The organism is Peristeroidobacter soli, from assembly GCF_004138485.1.
GTDB classification, from domain to species: domain Bacteria; phylum Pseudomonadota; class Gammaproteobacteria; order Steroidobacterales; family Steroidobacteraceae; genus Steroidobacter; species Steroidobacter soli.
In genome coordinates, this window is record NZ_RYEV01000007.1 from 425972 (window position 1) to 439371 (window position 13400).

General features: G+C 62.7%; 13 protein-coding genes. 5 read left to right on the forward strand and 8 right to left on the reverse strand.

Features of this window, described 5'->3' with window-relative positions:
* Positions 1 to 237: 237 nt before the first annotated feature.
* Positions 238 to 1518 carry a S41 family peptidase gene (locus EKO19_RS31205; RefSeq protein ID WP_157995522.1) on the forward strand — a complete coding sequence of 427 codons (1281 nt, stop codon included), beginning with the start codon at positions 238 to 240 and terminating at the stop codon, positions 1516 to 1518.
* 6 nt (positions 1519 to 1524) lie between these two features.
* On the forward strand, positions 1525 to 2556 hold the full coding sequence (locus EKO19_RS31210) for a GGDEF domain-containing protein (protein ID WP_129781323.1): 1032 nt from the start codon (positions 1525 to 1527) through the stop codon (positions 2554 to 2556).
* Here the strand turns inward: EKO19_RS31210 and EKO19_RS31215 are convergent, their stop codons facing one another.
* Positions 2557 to 2955, reverse strand: a complete 399-nt coding sequence (locus EKO19_RS31215) for an MAPEG family protein (protein ID WP_129781324.1) — start codon at positions 2953 to 2955, stop codon at positions 2557 to 2559. It lies immediately after the preceding gene.
* Between the two features lie 104 nt (positions 2956 to 3059).
* Between EKO19_RS31215 and EKO19_RS31220 the strand changes: the two genes are divergently transcribed.
* Complete coding sequence (locus tag EKO19_RS31220) at positions 3060 to 3434, forward strand: phage holin family protein (protein ID WP_129781325.1); 375 nt, start codon at positions 3060 to 3062, stop codon at positions 3432 to 3434.
* Here the strand turns inward: EKO19_RS31220 and EKO19_RS31225 are convergent.
* From EKO19_RS31225 to dtd, 7 genes are all read right to left on the reverse strand, one after another.
* Positions 3418 to 5361, reverse strand: a complete 1944-nt coding sequence (locus EKO19_RS31225) for an OPT family oligopeptide transporter (protein WP_129781326.1) — start codon at positions 5359 to 5361, stop codon at positions 3418 to 3420. The genes EKO19_RS31220 and EKO19_RS31225 overlap by 17 nt on opposite strands.
* 4 nt (positions 5362 to 5365) lie before the next feature.
* Positions 5366 to 7183, reverse strand: a complete 1818-nt coding sequence (locus tag EKO19_RS31230; RefSeq protein WP_129781327.1) for a M2 family metallopeptidase — start codon at positions 7181 to 7183, stop codon at positions 5366 to 5368.
* Between the two features lie 18 nt (positions 7184 to 7201).
* Positions 7202 to 8680 (reverse strand): peptide MFS transporter, encoded by a 1479-nt coding sequence (locus EKO19_RS31235; RefSeq protein WP_129781328.1) that lies wholly within the window; start codon positions 8678 to 8680, stop codon positions 7202 to 7204.
* A gap of 165 nt (positions 8681 to 8845) precedes the next feature.
* Positions 8846 to 9607: a twin-arginine translocase subunit TatC gene (gene tatC, locus EKO19_RS31240; protein ID WP_129781329.1), complete on the reverse strand. Its 762-nt coding sequence runs from the start codon at positions 9605 to 9607 to the stop codon at positions 8846 to 8848.
* Between the two features lie 8 nt (positions 9608 to 9615).
* Positions 9616 to 10035, reverse strand: a complete 420-nt coding sequence (gene tatB / locus EKO19_RS31245) for a Sec-independent protein translocase protein TatB (RefSeq protein WP_129781330.1) — start codon at positions 10033 to 10035, stop codon at positions 9616 to 9618.
* A gap of 21 nt (positions 10036 to 10056) precedes the next feature.
* Positions 10057 to 10287: a twin-arginine translocase TatA/TatE family subunit gene (gene tatA / locus EKO19_RS31250; RefSeq protein ID WP_129781331.1), complete on the reverse strand. Its 231-nt coding sequence runs from the start codon at positions 10285 to 10287 to the stop codon at positions 10057 to 10059.
* A 59-nt stretch (positions 10288 to 10346) separates the two neighbouring features.
* On the reverse strand, positions 10347 to 10820 hold the full coding sequence (gene dtd / locus EKO19_RS31255; protein ID WP_129781332.1) for a D-aminoacyl-tRNA deacylase: 474 nt from the start codon (positions 10818 to 10820) through the stop codon (positions 10347 to 10349).
* 461 nt (positions 10821 to 11281) lie between these two features.
* Between dtd and EKO19_RS31260 the strand changes: the two genes are divergently transcribed.
* Positions 11282 to 12097 carry a UDP-2,3-diacylglucosamine diphosphatase gene (locus EKO19_RS31260; protein ID WP_129781333.1) on the forward strand — a complete coding sequence of 272 codons (816 nt, stop codon included), beginning with the start codon at positions 11282 to 11284 and terminating at the stop codon, positions 12095 to 12097.
* Positions 12094 to 13131 carry a glycosyltransferase family 4 protein gene (locus EKO19_RS31265; RefSeq protein WP_129781334.1) on the forward strand — a complete coding sequence of 346 codons (1038 nt, stop codon included), beginning with the start codon at positions 12094 to 12096 and terminating at the stop codon, positions 13129 to 13131. The genes EKO19_RS31260 and EKO19_RS31265 overlap by 4 nt, the downstream gene beginning before the upstream one ends.
* Positions 13132 to 13400 lie beyond the last annotated feature (269 nt).

Here is a 13400-nt window from a genome sequence, read left to right on the forward strand (position 1 = left end):
TTCAGCGCTGGACTGATTGTCGCTGCCAGCTTCGGACTGACAGCCTGCCGCGACCCGCTTTGACGGGGGTCACGGTTCGATTATCGTGATCCCTCCGTCGAGGATCATTTGGCCATTCCTTGAACGGCGTCCCGGATTCCCGGCGCCCATGGACCGCATTGTCGCCGCGTGCTGGACGTGTACTATGTTTAAAGGCCGCCGAACTTGAAGTCTCATTCCGTAATGTCACGTGTAGTCATGCCGTTCCGTTTCGCGCTGGTGCTGGGCGTCGGCGTCATCATGGGCTTTGGCCTGTCGGTGGGGCGGACGGTGCAGGCACAGCGGGAGATCGATCCGCCGCCGGCGCTCGCCATGAACGACAAGAGCGAGAACGACGGCGACAAGACCGTTCCCTGGCAGGATGCGCGTCTGCTCGCCGAAGTGCTCGAGCACGTCCGTAAGGAATATGTCGAAAAGATCTCCGACCAGGAACTGATCGAAGCCGCCATCCGCGGCATGATTTCCGATCTCGATCCGCACTCGGCGTTCCTCGACCCGCAGGAATTCGACGAGATCCGTATCAGCACCACCGGTGAATATTCCGGCGTCGGCATCGAAGTCGCGCTGGAGAACGGCGTGGTGAAAGTGGTGAATCCCATCGAGGGCACCCCGGCGCAGAAGGCCGGCGTGCTGCCCGGCGACACCATTCTCGCGGTCGACGGCGTGCCGGTCAGCATCGAGAACCTGAATGACACCATCGACCGGATGCGCGGCAAGGCCGGCACGGCGGTGAAGATCAGCATTGCCCGCGTCGATGTGAAAGATCCTTTGGAGTTCACACTGTCCCGCGCCGCCGTGCAGGTTCACAGCGTGCGTGACCAGATGCTCGACGGTGGCGTCGGCTACGTCCGGATCTCTCATTTCAGCGAGACGACCACGTTGGATCTGGAGCGCTCGCTGGCGTCGTTGAAGAAAAAGAACGGCGCGCCGCTGACCGGCCTGGTGCTCGATCTGCGTAACAACCCCGGCGGCGTGCTCGAAGCCGCGGTCGGCGTGTCGGACGTGTTTCTGGAAGACGGTGTCATCGTGACGGCCAACGGCCGTGCCGCCGACGCCCGTTTCGAAATGGATGCGCGCCCCGGTGACGCGCTCGACGGCGCGCCGATGGTGGTGCTGGTGAACGGCAGCTCGGCCTCGGCGTCGGAGATCGTCGCGGGCGCCTTGCAGGATCATCACCGCGCCACGCTGGTGGGCCATCAGACCTACGGCAAGGGTTCGGTGCAGACGGTCCTGCCCCTGTCCGATGGCCATGCCATCAAGCTGACGACTTCGAAGTACTTCACGCCGTCCGGTGCGTCGATTCACGAGAAGGGCATCAAGCCCGACGTGGTGGTCAACGAGAAAGACGTTCCGAAGCCCAAGGAAGGCGTGGATGTCACCGAGTCCTACGGCAGCAAGGATGATGTCGAGCTGCAGCTCGCCCTGAGCACCTTGCAGCAGAAGACGAGCGGCGCCATTCGACAGAGTCGCGCCCCGTAACATTGCATGCGCGCGGCTCAGCCTGCAGCGGCCCAAACTCAGGGATTTGCCGCCAGGGCATTGCTGTGCCTCGAGCTGTTGACGCTCGCCATCGGCGCGCTGCAGTTCGCCTTCGTACCCGGCTCGGTCGATCGGCCCATCCTGGCGGCGGCCGCGCTCGGCTTGCTGACGGTCAGCATTCTGTTTTCGCGCACCGTCGCCGCGTTTCAACGACCGATCGCGCGCCAGCACTGCATCGATATCGCGGCGCTGATCGTTTGCATCAGTTTGTTTGCTATTGCCACGGGCTCGGCGCACAGCTTCATCGTGCCGCTGTATTTGATTCCGCTGGTCGCCGCGTCGCTGGCGTTTGGTCGCTGGTGGGTCGTGCTACTGCTCACGGCGGTGATCGCGGCGGTCGGTTTCATGTTGGGCGCGCTGACGCCGGACACGGATATCGCAGGGCCTGAGTTCGGCGTGCGTTTGTTGAGCGTGCTCGCGCCGGGCGCGGCCATCGCGTTGATCATCGCGGCGTTGATCGAGCAGATGAACAGCGCCGTGCAGAGGATCAGCGATCTGGCCTCGACGGACGCGCTGACCGGCCTGCTGAACCTGCGTTCGTTCGAAGAGATCCTGCAGCAGGAACATCGCAAGGCCGAGCGCTTCGGGCGGCCCTATACGGTGGTGGTCGTCGACGTGGACAACCTGGCTCACATCAATGAAACGATGGGCCATGAAGCGGGCAGCCAGGTGCTCGGCGCAGTGGCTTCCGCCATCACGCGCTCGATTCGCACTTCAGACGTTGCAGCCCGGTTGGGCGGCGATGAATTCGTGGTGCTGTTGACCGAGGCGGATTCGGCGATGGGCGGGGCGATCGCCACGCGCATTCGTAACAATGTCTATGCCGGCACGGTGTCGGTGGCGAACCGGATGATCCGCGCCAACGTCAACGTCGGCACGGCCAATTTCCCCGAGGATCATCTCTATCCCAAGGAGCTGATGATCCTGGCCGATCAGAACATGCAACAGGACCGGGCCTTGCGACGGGCGCCGGCCTAGTCAGGCGGCGGCGCCGATCAGAATGGCGCGGATCGCCCAGACCAGGATGCCGATCATCATCGCGAAGCTGGGCAGGATGGTGAGCGCGAAGCCGAGCGAACGGGACTTGGGATCCTTGACGTAAGCATTCGCATAGATCGCACGGCCCAGCATGAACACCACCCCCAACGCCGCCGCCCACAGCGGACTGACGTAGCTGCCGAAGATCCACAGCGCCGGCAGAAACAATATCAGCTGTTCCTGGGTGTTCATCTGCACCCGGAAGTGGCGCTCGAACACCTCGTTGCCGGTCGTGGCCGGTGCCGCCACCCCATACTTGCCCCGGGCCCGGGCGACCTGGAAGCTCAGGTAGAAGAACTGCAACAGGGCCAGGACGGTGACGATGGCGACAAAAGGCATAGCGTTCCCTCATTGACGAAATTATGGGACGACTCCATATCGGTCGTATCATGCGCGGGACGGTGTGCGCCGTAGCTTACCCGTCGCGTCACGAGGACTGCATCATGACCGGATTTTTCCTGAGAGCCGCCATCGTCGCCCTGGGTCTGTGGCTGGCCACCCAAATCTTCGACGGGCTGGTGTTCGACGGCCCGATGACCTTGCTCGCGGCGGCGGTGCTGCTCGGCATCGTCAACGCCATCGTCCGGCCGATCGCCGTGATCCTGACCTTGCCGCTGACCCTGCTGTCGCTGGGCCTGTTCCTGCTGGTCATCAACGCCGGCATGCTCGGCCTGGTGGCGGCGCTGCTGAAAGGCTTCAGCATCAGCAGCTTCTGGACCGCGGTGGGTGCGTCGCTGATCGTGAGTCTCACTTCCTGGCTGGCCTCCGGCATGATCGCCAACAGCGGCCGCGTCGAAGTGATCACGATGAAGAAGTAGCGCCCTTCACCGCGACCCGATACAGGATCCAGCCGATCACGGCGAAGATCGCCAGGCCCACCAGCTCGCCGAACTGCAGGAACGCGGGCAACGCCAGCACGTCCGACTTGCCGCTGTAGACGATCGGAATGGCGATCACGATGCCGAGCAAGGCTTCGCCCGTGATCAAACCGGCGGAGAACAGCACGCCCTTGCGATGAACGCGTTCTGCGGCGTCGGGATCGTTGTGAACGCCCGCCGCCCGCTCGACCAGATGCGCCAGCAGACCGCCGAGGAAGATCGGCACTGTCAGATCCAACGGCAGGTAGATGCCCACTGCCGCGGCCAGCACCGGCGTGCGGAAGTTCGAACCGCGCTTCTTCAGGAGCTCGTCACAAATGATGATGGCCGCGCCAATCGCCGCGCCGATCCAGATCAAATCCCAGGGCAGCTCGCCACCAAACAAACCTTTTGCGACCGACGCCATCAGTGTCGCCTGCGGTGCCAGCAACGGATTCGGATGATCGGGCGTGGGCACGCCGATGCCATACGCCTTGGCGAGCAGGTTCAACACTGGCGCCATGACCAGCGCACAGGACGCCGCGCCGATGGCCAACATCACCTGTTGGCGCCACGGTGTCGCGCCGATCATGTAGCCGCATTTCAGGTCCTGCAGGTTGTCGCCGGCAACGGCCGCCGCACAGCAGACCACCGCGCCGATCACGATCGCGGCTACCGGGCCCAGCGGCGCATTGCTGCCCATGAGCGCCGCCAGCACCAGCGATGCGAACAGAATGGTGCCGATGGTGATGCCCGACACCGGGTTGTTCGAGGAGCCCACCAGACCGGCCATGTACGCCGACACCGAGCTGAACAGGAAGCCCGCGACGATCATGATCAGAGTCATCGGGATGGACACGGCGTAGTTCTGCACGATCGCGTGATACAGCCCGGCCAGCGGCAGCGTGAATGCGATCAAGCCGATCAGCACGGCTTTCATGGGCAGATCCTTTTCAGTCTCCGCGACCACTTTGCTGGCGCCGGCGCGTGCCGCTTCCAGACCGCTGCGAATGCCGGACATGAGCGATTTGCGCAGCGAGATCAGCGTCCAGATGCCGCCGATCAACATCGCGCCGACGCCGAGATATCGGATCTGCGAGCTCCAGATCGCGCCGGCCGCGTCTTCAGCGCCCGCGCCGACCAGGCGCGCGGCGAGTTCTGGATTGCCGTCGAGGAAGAACGCGCTGTAAATCGGGATGGCAATGTTCCAGGACAGGATGCCACCGGCCACCACCACGATGCCGATGTTGAGCCCGACGATGTAACCCACGCCGAGCAGCGCCGGCGACAGGTTCGTTCCCATGTACGCGATGCCCTTGCCAACGAAGCCGCCGAACGCAGCCGAGTCGGGCACCAATCGCAGGCCGCTCGCGGCGATGAGTTTGCCCAGACCGCCCAGCGTCGACGCCGCGGCGAGCACACGAATACCGCTGGCGGGATTTTCACCGGCCTTGAGCACTTCAGCCGCGGCTTTGCCTTCAGGAAACGCCAACTGCTGATCGACGATCAGCGAACGACGCAGCGGCACCGAGAACAACACGCCGAGGATGCCGCCCAAGCCGGCGATCGCCAGCACCCACCAATATTTGAAATCGGTCCAATGCCCGAGAATGACCAACGCAGGCACGGTGAAGATCACACCGGCGGCAATCGATGAGCCGGCCGACGCGCCGGTCTGCACGATGTTGTTCTCGAGGATATGACCGCCGCCGAGTACGCGTAGCACGGCCATCGATACGACCGCGGCAGGAATTGCCGTGGCTATCGTCAGACCCGCAAACAATCCGAGATAGGTATTCGCGGCCGCGAGAATCATCGCGAGCACGATGGAAAGAATGATGGCGCGCGGCGTCAGCTGCGGCACGGATTGAGTCGCGGGTGTAGTCATGGGATCACCAGCCGCAGGTTTGGCCTTTGTTCTGTTCTTCCAGCCAGGCGAGCAGCGGTGCGAAATATTCCGTGATCGCCGATGCATCCATATCGCGCGTGCCCGTCAGTTTCTCCAGCGTGTCTTGCCAGGGCTGGCTTTGACCCAGCGCCAGCATCTCGCGGAAACGCTTGCCCGCTTCCTCGTTGCCATAGATCGAGCACTCGTTCAGCGGGCCCGTGAACCCGGCCGCCTGACACAGCGCGCGATGGAACTGGAACTGCAGGATGTAAGAAAGGAAATAGCGCGTGTACGGCGTGTTGGCCGGAATGTGATATTTCGCGCCCGGATCGAAGTCTTCTTCGGTACGCGGCACTGGCGCGGTCACGCCTTGGTACTGCTCGCGCAGCTGCCACCACGCGGCGTTGTAGTTCTCGGGCTTGATCTCGCCGGAGAACACTTTCCAGCGCCATTCATCGATGAGCTTGCCGAACGGCAGGAACGCCAGCTTGTCGAGCGCCAGCCGCATCTGTTGATTGAGGGTCGCTTCCTTGCTCGGTTTCACCGCACCGGCGAGACCGAGCTGCTGCAGATACGCAGGCGTCATCGACAGGTTCACCGTGTCGCCGATCGCTTCATGGAAACCATCGTTCGCGCCGCTCTGATACAGGTACGGCAGATCTTTATAGGACAAGTAATAAAACACGTGGCCGAGCTCGTGATACACCGTCATCAGGTGTTCCTGGGTCGGCTCGATACACTGCTTGATGCGGACGTCTTGCTTGCCGTCCATGTGCCACGCACTGGCGTGACATTGAACGTCGCGATCGCGCGGCTTCGCCAGCAACGACCGCTCCCAGAACGTCTGCGGCAGTTTCGGGAAGCCGAGCGAGACGTAGAAATTCTCGGCCGACTGCGTGATCTTCACTGGATCGTAATTCTGTTTCTCCAGCGCCGCGGTGACGTTGGTATTGGTGGCGCCGGGATAGGGCTCGACCAGCGGATAAATCTCACCCCACTGTTGCGCCCACATATTTCCCAGCAGCTGCGCCGGAATCGGCTTGCCCGAGGGCACATGATCCTGGCCGTAGGTCTTTTGCAGCTTGCCGCGAACGTAACAATGCAACGAGCCGTACAGCGGCTTCACTTGTTCCCACAGCCGCGCGGCTTCCTTGGTGAAGTCGTCGGGCGGCATGTCGTAATTCGAACGCCACATCGCGCCGAGATCCGCGAAGCCCAGTTCCCGCGCGCCTTCATTCGCGAGCTCGACGAAGCGCACGTAGTCCTTGCGCAGTGGGCGAGCGGTCGAATGCCAACCGGTCCACGCGTCGGTCAATTCGTCGTAGTTGCGGCTGTTCGCAAGAATGTTGCTGAGCTGGGTCTGATCCTTACAGGAGTCCGGGCCCTTGGGGCAGTACTTGGCCGCGCCGTACATGCCTTCCATCTTCGAAGTGATTCCGGCCAGCTCGGAGCGCTTGGTGGCGTCGGCCGGCGCGGGCGCCGCTACGCCGAGTTTGAGTAACTGAATCGACCGGGCCGCGTTCGGGCTCAGCTGATCCGGTTTGAAGGCCTTGGCTTGCTCGACCGCGCCACTGAAATATTCCAGCACGCGCTCGTTGGCCTTCGCGTTCAGGAATTCCGTGTCGACGTTGATGAAGGTCGCGTAAGCGAAGCCGGCCGCGCTTTGTTCCTTCGACAGCTTGGCCATCTCATCATTGACCCGGGCGACGAACGCGTCGGCGTTCCCGGTCTGAGTCGCTGCTTGCTGGGATTCACGCTCGCAGCCGGCAATGGCAAGCACGGCCGCGACTGCTGCAGTCAGTCGCACGCAAAGACGAGTCATGGCTGTTCTCCGACGGACTTACTTCACGCCCGCCATCATCTTGCGGATGAACGGCGTCAGCACCAGCAACACCACTCCGGCGATGAAGCCCCACCAGAACAGATACAGGAATTGCCCCGGCATGCCGGGCAGATTGTTGGGATCGATCTCGCCGGCGAATTGACCGGCCAGGTTGTTACCGAGCGCGGTGGCCAGGAACCACAGGCCCATCACCTGACCGACGAAGCGGGCGGGCGCGAGTTTGGTCATCGAGCTCAGGCCCACCGGGCTCAGACATAACTCGCCGAATGTATGCAGCAGATAGGTGAGGATCAGCCAGGTCGGCAGTACTTTGTCGCCCGCGACGACGTAGCGCGCGGCCAGGAACATCACGAGGAAGCCGAAGCCCATCAGCATCAGACCGACGGCGAACTTCGCCGGCGCCGAAGGATCCAGATTGCGCCGGCCCAGGTTCACCCAGATCGCCGCGAACACGGGCGCAAACAGGATGATGAACGCCGGGTTCACCGCCTGCAGCGTGCCGGCCGGCAATTCCCAGCCGAACATGACGCGATCGGTGTGACGCTCGGCGAACAGGTTGAACGAGGCACCGGCCTGCTCGAAGCCCGCCCAGAACATGGCGCAGGCGATGAACAGCGCGATCATCGCGACGATGCGCTTGCGCTCATCGAGCTGCAGACCCGCGCCGAACAGCAGGTAGGCGAAGAAGCCGGCGGCCAGCGCCACCAGCGCCCAGTTGAGCGATTTCGAAACGACCACCGGGTCGAGCTGAATCACGCCCGTCAACGCGGCCGCCATCAGCCCGACGATCGCGACCATGAAGCCGATGACCGGCGCCCAGCTCGCCGGCTCGCCCATCGCCACCACGCCGGACGTGCCCAGATAATGTTTGGTGTATTGGAACTGCACCAGGCCGATCAGCATGCCGATCGCCGGCAGCGCGAAACCGGCGTTCCAACCGAACGCGGTGGCGGCCATCGGCACCAGCAGCGAGCCCAGCGTGGCGCCGGTGTTGATGCCCATGTAAAAAATGGAGAAGCCGGCGTCGCGACGCGAGCCGCCTTCAGGATAGAGCTGCGCGACGATGGCGCTGATGTTCGGCTTGAGCAGACCCACGCCGAGCACGATGGTCATCAGGCCGATGAAGAACAGCTGCTTGTTGCCGGTCGCGAGACAGCCGTTGCCGAGCATGATCAGCACGCCGCCCCAGAACACGGCGCGCTGCTGACCGATCAGACGATCGGCGATCCAGCCACCGAACAGCGACAGCAGATACGTGCCGGAAATGTACAGGCCGTAGATGGCGCTGGCGGTCTTGTCGTCCAGACCCATGCCGCCATCGGCGACGGCCGCGGTCATGAACAGGATCAGGATGGCCCGCATGCCGTAGTAGGTAAAGCGCTCGAACGCTTCGGTACCGAACAGGGTCATCAGGCCACGCGGATGCCCGAAGACCTGCGGCCCATGGGTGGAATCGCGTTCGATGCTTTGATTCATACGGGAAGGGTCTCCCTGCGGCAGCTCGCGAGCGCGGCACTGCTGTTGTTATGGATGGCAACCATGACAGAAGTCATGGAGCCGCAGTCTCACCGAAGTACGCGCCGTGGGGCAAGCTTGCCCGACACCGGAATGCTCAATGGACCTCGGTGTATACCGAGACGTTCAAGTCTCGACTTGCCCCGCCTGCTGGCGCTTTTTTAGCAGGAATCGCGACAGAATGATGCCAATCTCGTACAGCAGGTACATCGGCACCGCCATCATCGTCTGCGACAACGCATCCGGCGGTGTCAGGAACGCGGCGATGATGAAAATTCCCAGCAGCACATAGCCGCGATTCTTGGTCAGGGTCTCGACGCTGACCATGCCGGTGGAGATCAGCAGCACGGTCGCGACCGGGATTTCGAAGGCCACGCCGAACGCGAAGAACAGCAGCAGCACGAAATCCAGATAGTTCTGCATGTCCGTCATCATCTGCACGCCCACCGGCGCGCTGGTGGTGAAGAACGCGAACATCAGCGGGAACACCACGAAGTACGCGAAGGCCACGCCGCAGTAGAACAGCACGATGCTCGAGACCACGAGCGGCACGGCGAAGCGCTTCTCGTGCTTGTACAGGCCGGGCGCGACGAACGCCCACGCTTGATACAGCACATAAGGCATGGCGGCGAACAGCGCGACGAACAGCGAGAGCTTCAGCGGCGCCAGGAATGGCGAGACCAGGCTGGTGGCGATCATCGAAGTGCCCTTGGGCATCCTCTCCATCAACGGCGTCGCGACCAGCGTGAACAGCTCGTTCGAAAAATAGGCGCAGGGAGCGAACAGCACGGCGACGGCGATCACGGCCCGCAGCAACCGGTCGCGCAATTCGACCAGGTGCGAGATCAGCGAGCCTTCGGCTAGTTCTTCGCGCTCGTCAGCACTCATGCGCGAGCTCACTGCACAGCTTTGGTGGTGGACGTCTCGGCAGCCGACTGTGGCGGCGGCTCCATGCCGGAAACCATGGTTTGCAGATCCAGTCCCGAAGCATTGTGAGGTTTATCGCTGGCCGGCGGCGGCTCGGCCGCGCTAGACGTTTCAGTGGGAGCAGGTTCGACCGGAGCCCCCGCGCTGGCGGCGGTATCGGTCGACGGCGGAGGCGAAGCGGGCGGCGGCGCCTGCATGGGGCGGGACTTGGTCATCTCCTCCAGGTTCACTTCCTGTTCCAGCTGCGTACGCAACTGCCGCGCCATGGCGCGGGCACGACCGGTCCAGCGGCCGACTTTCTCGGCCAGGCCAGGCAACTTCTCCGGTCCGAGCACCAGCAAGGCCAGGCCCAGGATCAGAACAATCTCGGTGAATCCGACTTCGAACATCGCGCGCCGCGTATCAGGGCATCAAGCGTTGGAGGACTTGCTGCCCGTCTTCGGCGTCGAATTGAAATCGGCGTCCTTCTGCTGAGGGGCGTTGAGCTGCTGCGTCTCTTTGTCGTCCTCGTCTTCCATGGCCTTCTTGAAGCCCTTCACGGCCCCACCCAGGTCCGAGCCGATGGTCTTGAGTCGCTTGGCGCCGAAGATCAGCAGCGCAATGGCAAGAATGATCAGAAGTTCTTTGAAACCGATGCCCATACGATTCTCCCGCTTCGCGAAGCCGCCGGATCATACGCCACCCATCTGTCGAGTGGGTGTCACCGGCCGTCTAAAACCTGGCCCTTGAGCTCGGGCGGTACCTGCAGCCAGAACGTCACCGGACCGTCATTCGTCAGACTGACCTGCATGTTGGCGCCAAACTCACCGGTTTGGACCGCGCCCAGGCGCGCTCGTGCCCGTCCGACCAGGTAATCGAACAATCGCCGTCCTTCCTCGGGGGCGGCCGCCGGACTGAAGCCCGGACGCGTGCCACTGCGCGTATCCGCCGCCAGTGTGAACTGCGAGACCAGCAACAGCTGTCCGCCAATGTCCTGCAAGCTGCGATTCATGCGGCCTTCGGCGTCGGGAAAGACGCGATAGGTGCACAGCCGTTCCAGCAACCGGTCCGCCTGCGCCTCGCTGTCGCCCCGCTCGACTCCCACCAGCACCAATAAGCCTGTCTCTATGGCGCCGGTCAGTCGGTCGGCAACTCGAACTTCGGCGTGAGTGACGCGCTGGAGCAGGCCAATCATTGGAGGTCGCTGGTTTGGATGGTTCAGCAGGATAGCGGAGGTCGGGACAGTGTGAATGAAGATTCCGTAACGGCTGATGTATTCCACTAGCCATCTAATATGATGGTGAATTTACCGTCACATCTCCACTCAACGGCCATTTTTTTATTTCGTCGCGCCGGTTCGGAGCTTGGGCCGCTTCGCGGCCCGGCTCCGAACGTGACCGATCCCTCCGGGCTTCAAAGTTGTCGAAAGTGGGACAGATAAACCGTGAGGCGGTAATTCTGAGCCCGGCGGTGTTATTCCGGACCGGCGAAAGGCCAAAATATAAACCTGCTGCTGGAAGAAGCGCTGACCCCCTCTTCAGTGCCGGCCGCAGGCCCAACCCGCTGAACCGTAAAAGAATCTTCCCGCCGTTGTCATCCACCGGTCACGTTCCGGGCCGAGTCTGCGCGCACCGCAAGCCTCGTCGGAGGTGAACCATGAGCCCGAATCCGAGCAAACCGGTGTTTCGCTTCCGAAGCGTTTTCATCTCCGACATCCATCTGGGATTCCGGGGCTGCAGCGCCGACTACTTGCTGGACTTCCTGCATTCGGTCGAGTGCGACACGCTTTACCTGGTCGGCGACATCATCGACATGTGGAGCCTGAAGCGGTCGTTCTTCTGGCCGCAGGAACACAACAACGTCATCCGCACCATCCTGGGCAAAGCCAAGGCCGGCACGCGGGTCATCTACATCCCCGGCAATCACGACGCCGTGTTCCGCGAGTACTGCGGCATGGTGTTCGGCAACGTGGAGATCCACCGCGAGATCGTCCATGAGAACGCCGACGGTCGTAGGTTCCTGGTCCTGCACGGCGACGAGTTCGACAGCGTCATCAAAGCGAGCCCGATCCTCGAAGCGCTCGGCAATCGCGCGTACGCCGCGGTTCTCAAGCTCAATCGCTATGTGAATTATTTCCGGCGTGCGTTCGGCGCGCCGTACTGGTCGCTCGCCGCATTTCTGAAACACAAAGTGAAGAATGCGGTCACCTACATCGCCAACTTCGAGCGCGCGCTCGCGGACGAGGCGAAGCGTCGCAATCTGGACGGCATCATCTGCGGTCACATCCACCGCGCCGAGATCACCGAGATCGACGGCATCACCTATTGCAACGACGGTGATTGGGTGGAGAGCTGCACGGTGCTGACCGAGGACGACGAAGGTCGCATGTCCCTGCTGCGTTGGACGGAGCAGAAACAAGTCGTGGCGCACACCGGGATGGTTGCAACGCTGCCGATCGGACAGGCCGCGTGAAGATAGCGATCGTTACCGATGCCTGGCGGCCGCAAACCAATGGTGTCGTCAAGACTCTGAGCACGACCGCCGAAGGACTGCGCGCGCTCGGCCACGACGTGCGCATCATCGAGCCGAATCAGTTCAAGACCTTTCCGTGTCCGACGTATCCTGAAATCCGCTTGGCCTGGCTGCCGTACGGACGAGTGTCGCAGTTGCTCGAGGAGTTCGGGCCGGACGCGATTCATATCGCCACGGAGGGCACGCTGGGAGCTGCCGCCCGCAAATGGTGCTTGCGACGACGGTTCCCGTTTACGACGTCATATCACACGCAGTTCCCTGAATACGTTCGCGCGCGAGTGCCGATTCCGCTCGCGGTGAGCTACGCGCATCTGCGACGTTTTCATTCGGCCGCTGCCAGGACGATGGTGGCGACGCCGGCGATGCAACGGCTGCTGGAGTCGCGCGGGTTCAAGAACATCGTGCGATGGACGCGCGGCGTGGATGTTTCTTTGTTCAAGCCAAGGGACAAGCGTTTCCTCGACTTCCCCCGGCCGATTGCAACGTATGTGGGCCGAGTCGCGGTCGAGAAAAACATCGAAGCGTTTTTGAAGCTCGATCTGCCCGGCACCAAGGTTGTCGTTGGCGATGGACCGGCGCGGACGGCGTTGGAAGCGAAGTATCCGAACACGAAGTTTGTCGGCTTCAAATACGGCGAAGAGCTGGCGTCGCATGTCGCGGCGTCTGACGTGTTTGTTTTCGCGAGCCGGACGGATACGTTTGGCCTGGTGCTGCTCGAGGCCATGGCGTGCGGGGTGCCTGTGGCGGCTTACCCCGTTACTGGGCCGATCGATGTTGTGACTCCAGGCGTGACGGGGGAGCTCAACGAAGACCTTCGGGTTGCTGCCCTGGCTGCGCTCAAGCTCGACCCGAATCAGTGTCGGGCGTATGCGTTAGCTAACACTTGGGAAACGGCGACGCGGCAGTTTCTTTCTCACCTCGCGCCGAGAGTTGCGACGGTTGCGGTTGCTGGGTCGGCGCTCGATTCGGCCTAAGACTAAGATTAAAGCTAACCTCGGAAGAGCGGCCGCGCCCAAACGCGGCCGCAACGCCGGCTCCACAACGAGCAAACGCAAAAGCACCCGCTAACGGTCGCACGGTGGGAGAAGAGTCACGCGCGAATGCGCTGTGACATCACGGCGGCGGCGGGAGTGACCTACCTCGTCCCGGCAGCTTTGCGGCACAGGGACGGGGCCGCAACAGCAGGGCTCACCATGGACGTGCGCCAAGGAGCGCACTGCGCGACGGGCGGCGCCCGGTGCCG

Excerpts from the sequence above, each read along its gene's own strand:
- EKO19_RS31235 (WP_129781328.1), bottom strand. The coding sequence starts at position 8,680 with ATGAATCAAAGCATCGAACGCGATTCCACCCATGGGCCGCAGGTCTTC.
- EKO19_RS31220 (WP_129781325.1), top strand. The coding sequence starts at position 3,060 with ATGACCGGATTTTTCCTGAGAGCCGCCATCGTCGCCCTGGGTCTGTGG.
- EKO19_RS31205 (WP_157995522.1), top strand. The coding sequence starts at position 238 with ATGCCGTTCCGTTTCGCGCTGGTGCTGGGCGTCGGCGTCATCATGGGC.
- EKO19_RS31230 (WP_129781327.1), bottom strand. The coding sequence starts at position 7,183 with ATGACTCGTCTTTGCGTGCGACTGACTGCAGCAGTCGCGGCCGTGCTT.
- tatA (WP_129781331.1), bottom strand. The coding sequence starts at position 10,287 with ATGGGCATCGGTTTCAAAGAACTTCTGATCATTCTTGCCATTGCGCTG.
- EKO19_RS31215 (WP_129781324.1), bottom strand. The coding sequence starts at position 2,955 with ATGCCTTTTGTCGCCATCGTCACCGTCCTGGCCCTGTTGCAGTTCTTC.
- EKO19_RS31260 (WP_129781333.1), top strand. The coding sequence starts at position 11,282 with ATGAGCCCGAATCCGAGCAAACCGGTGTTTCGCTTCCGAAGCGTTTTC.
- tatB (WP_129781330.1), bottom strand. The coding sequence starts at position 10,035 with ATGTTCGAAGTCGGATTCACCGAGATTGTTCTGATCCTGGGCCTGGCC.
- EKO19_RS31210 (WP_129781323.1), top strand. The coding sequence starts at position 1,525 with ATGCGCGCGGCTCAGCCTGCAGCGGCCCAAACTCAGGGATTTGCCGCC.
- dtd (WP_129781332.1), bottom strand. The coding sequence starts at position 10,820 with ATGATTGGCCTGCTCCAGCGCGTCACTCACGCCGAAGTTCGAGTTGCC.
- tatC (WP_129781329.1), bottom strand. The coding sequence starts at position 9,607 with ATGAGTGCTGACGAGCGCGAAGAACTAGCCGAAGGCTCGCTGATCTCG.
- EKO19_RS31225 (WP_129781326.1), bottom strand. The coding sequence starts at position 5,361 with ATGACTACACCCGCGACTCAATCCGTGCCGCAGCTGACGCCGCGCGCC.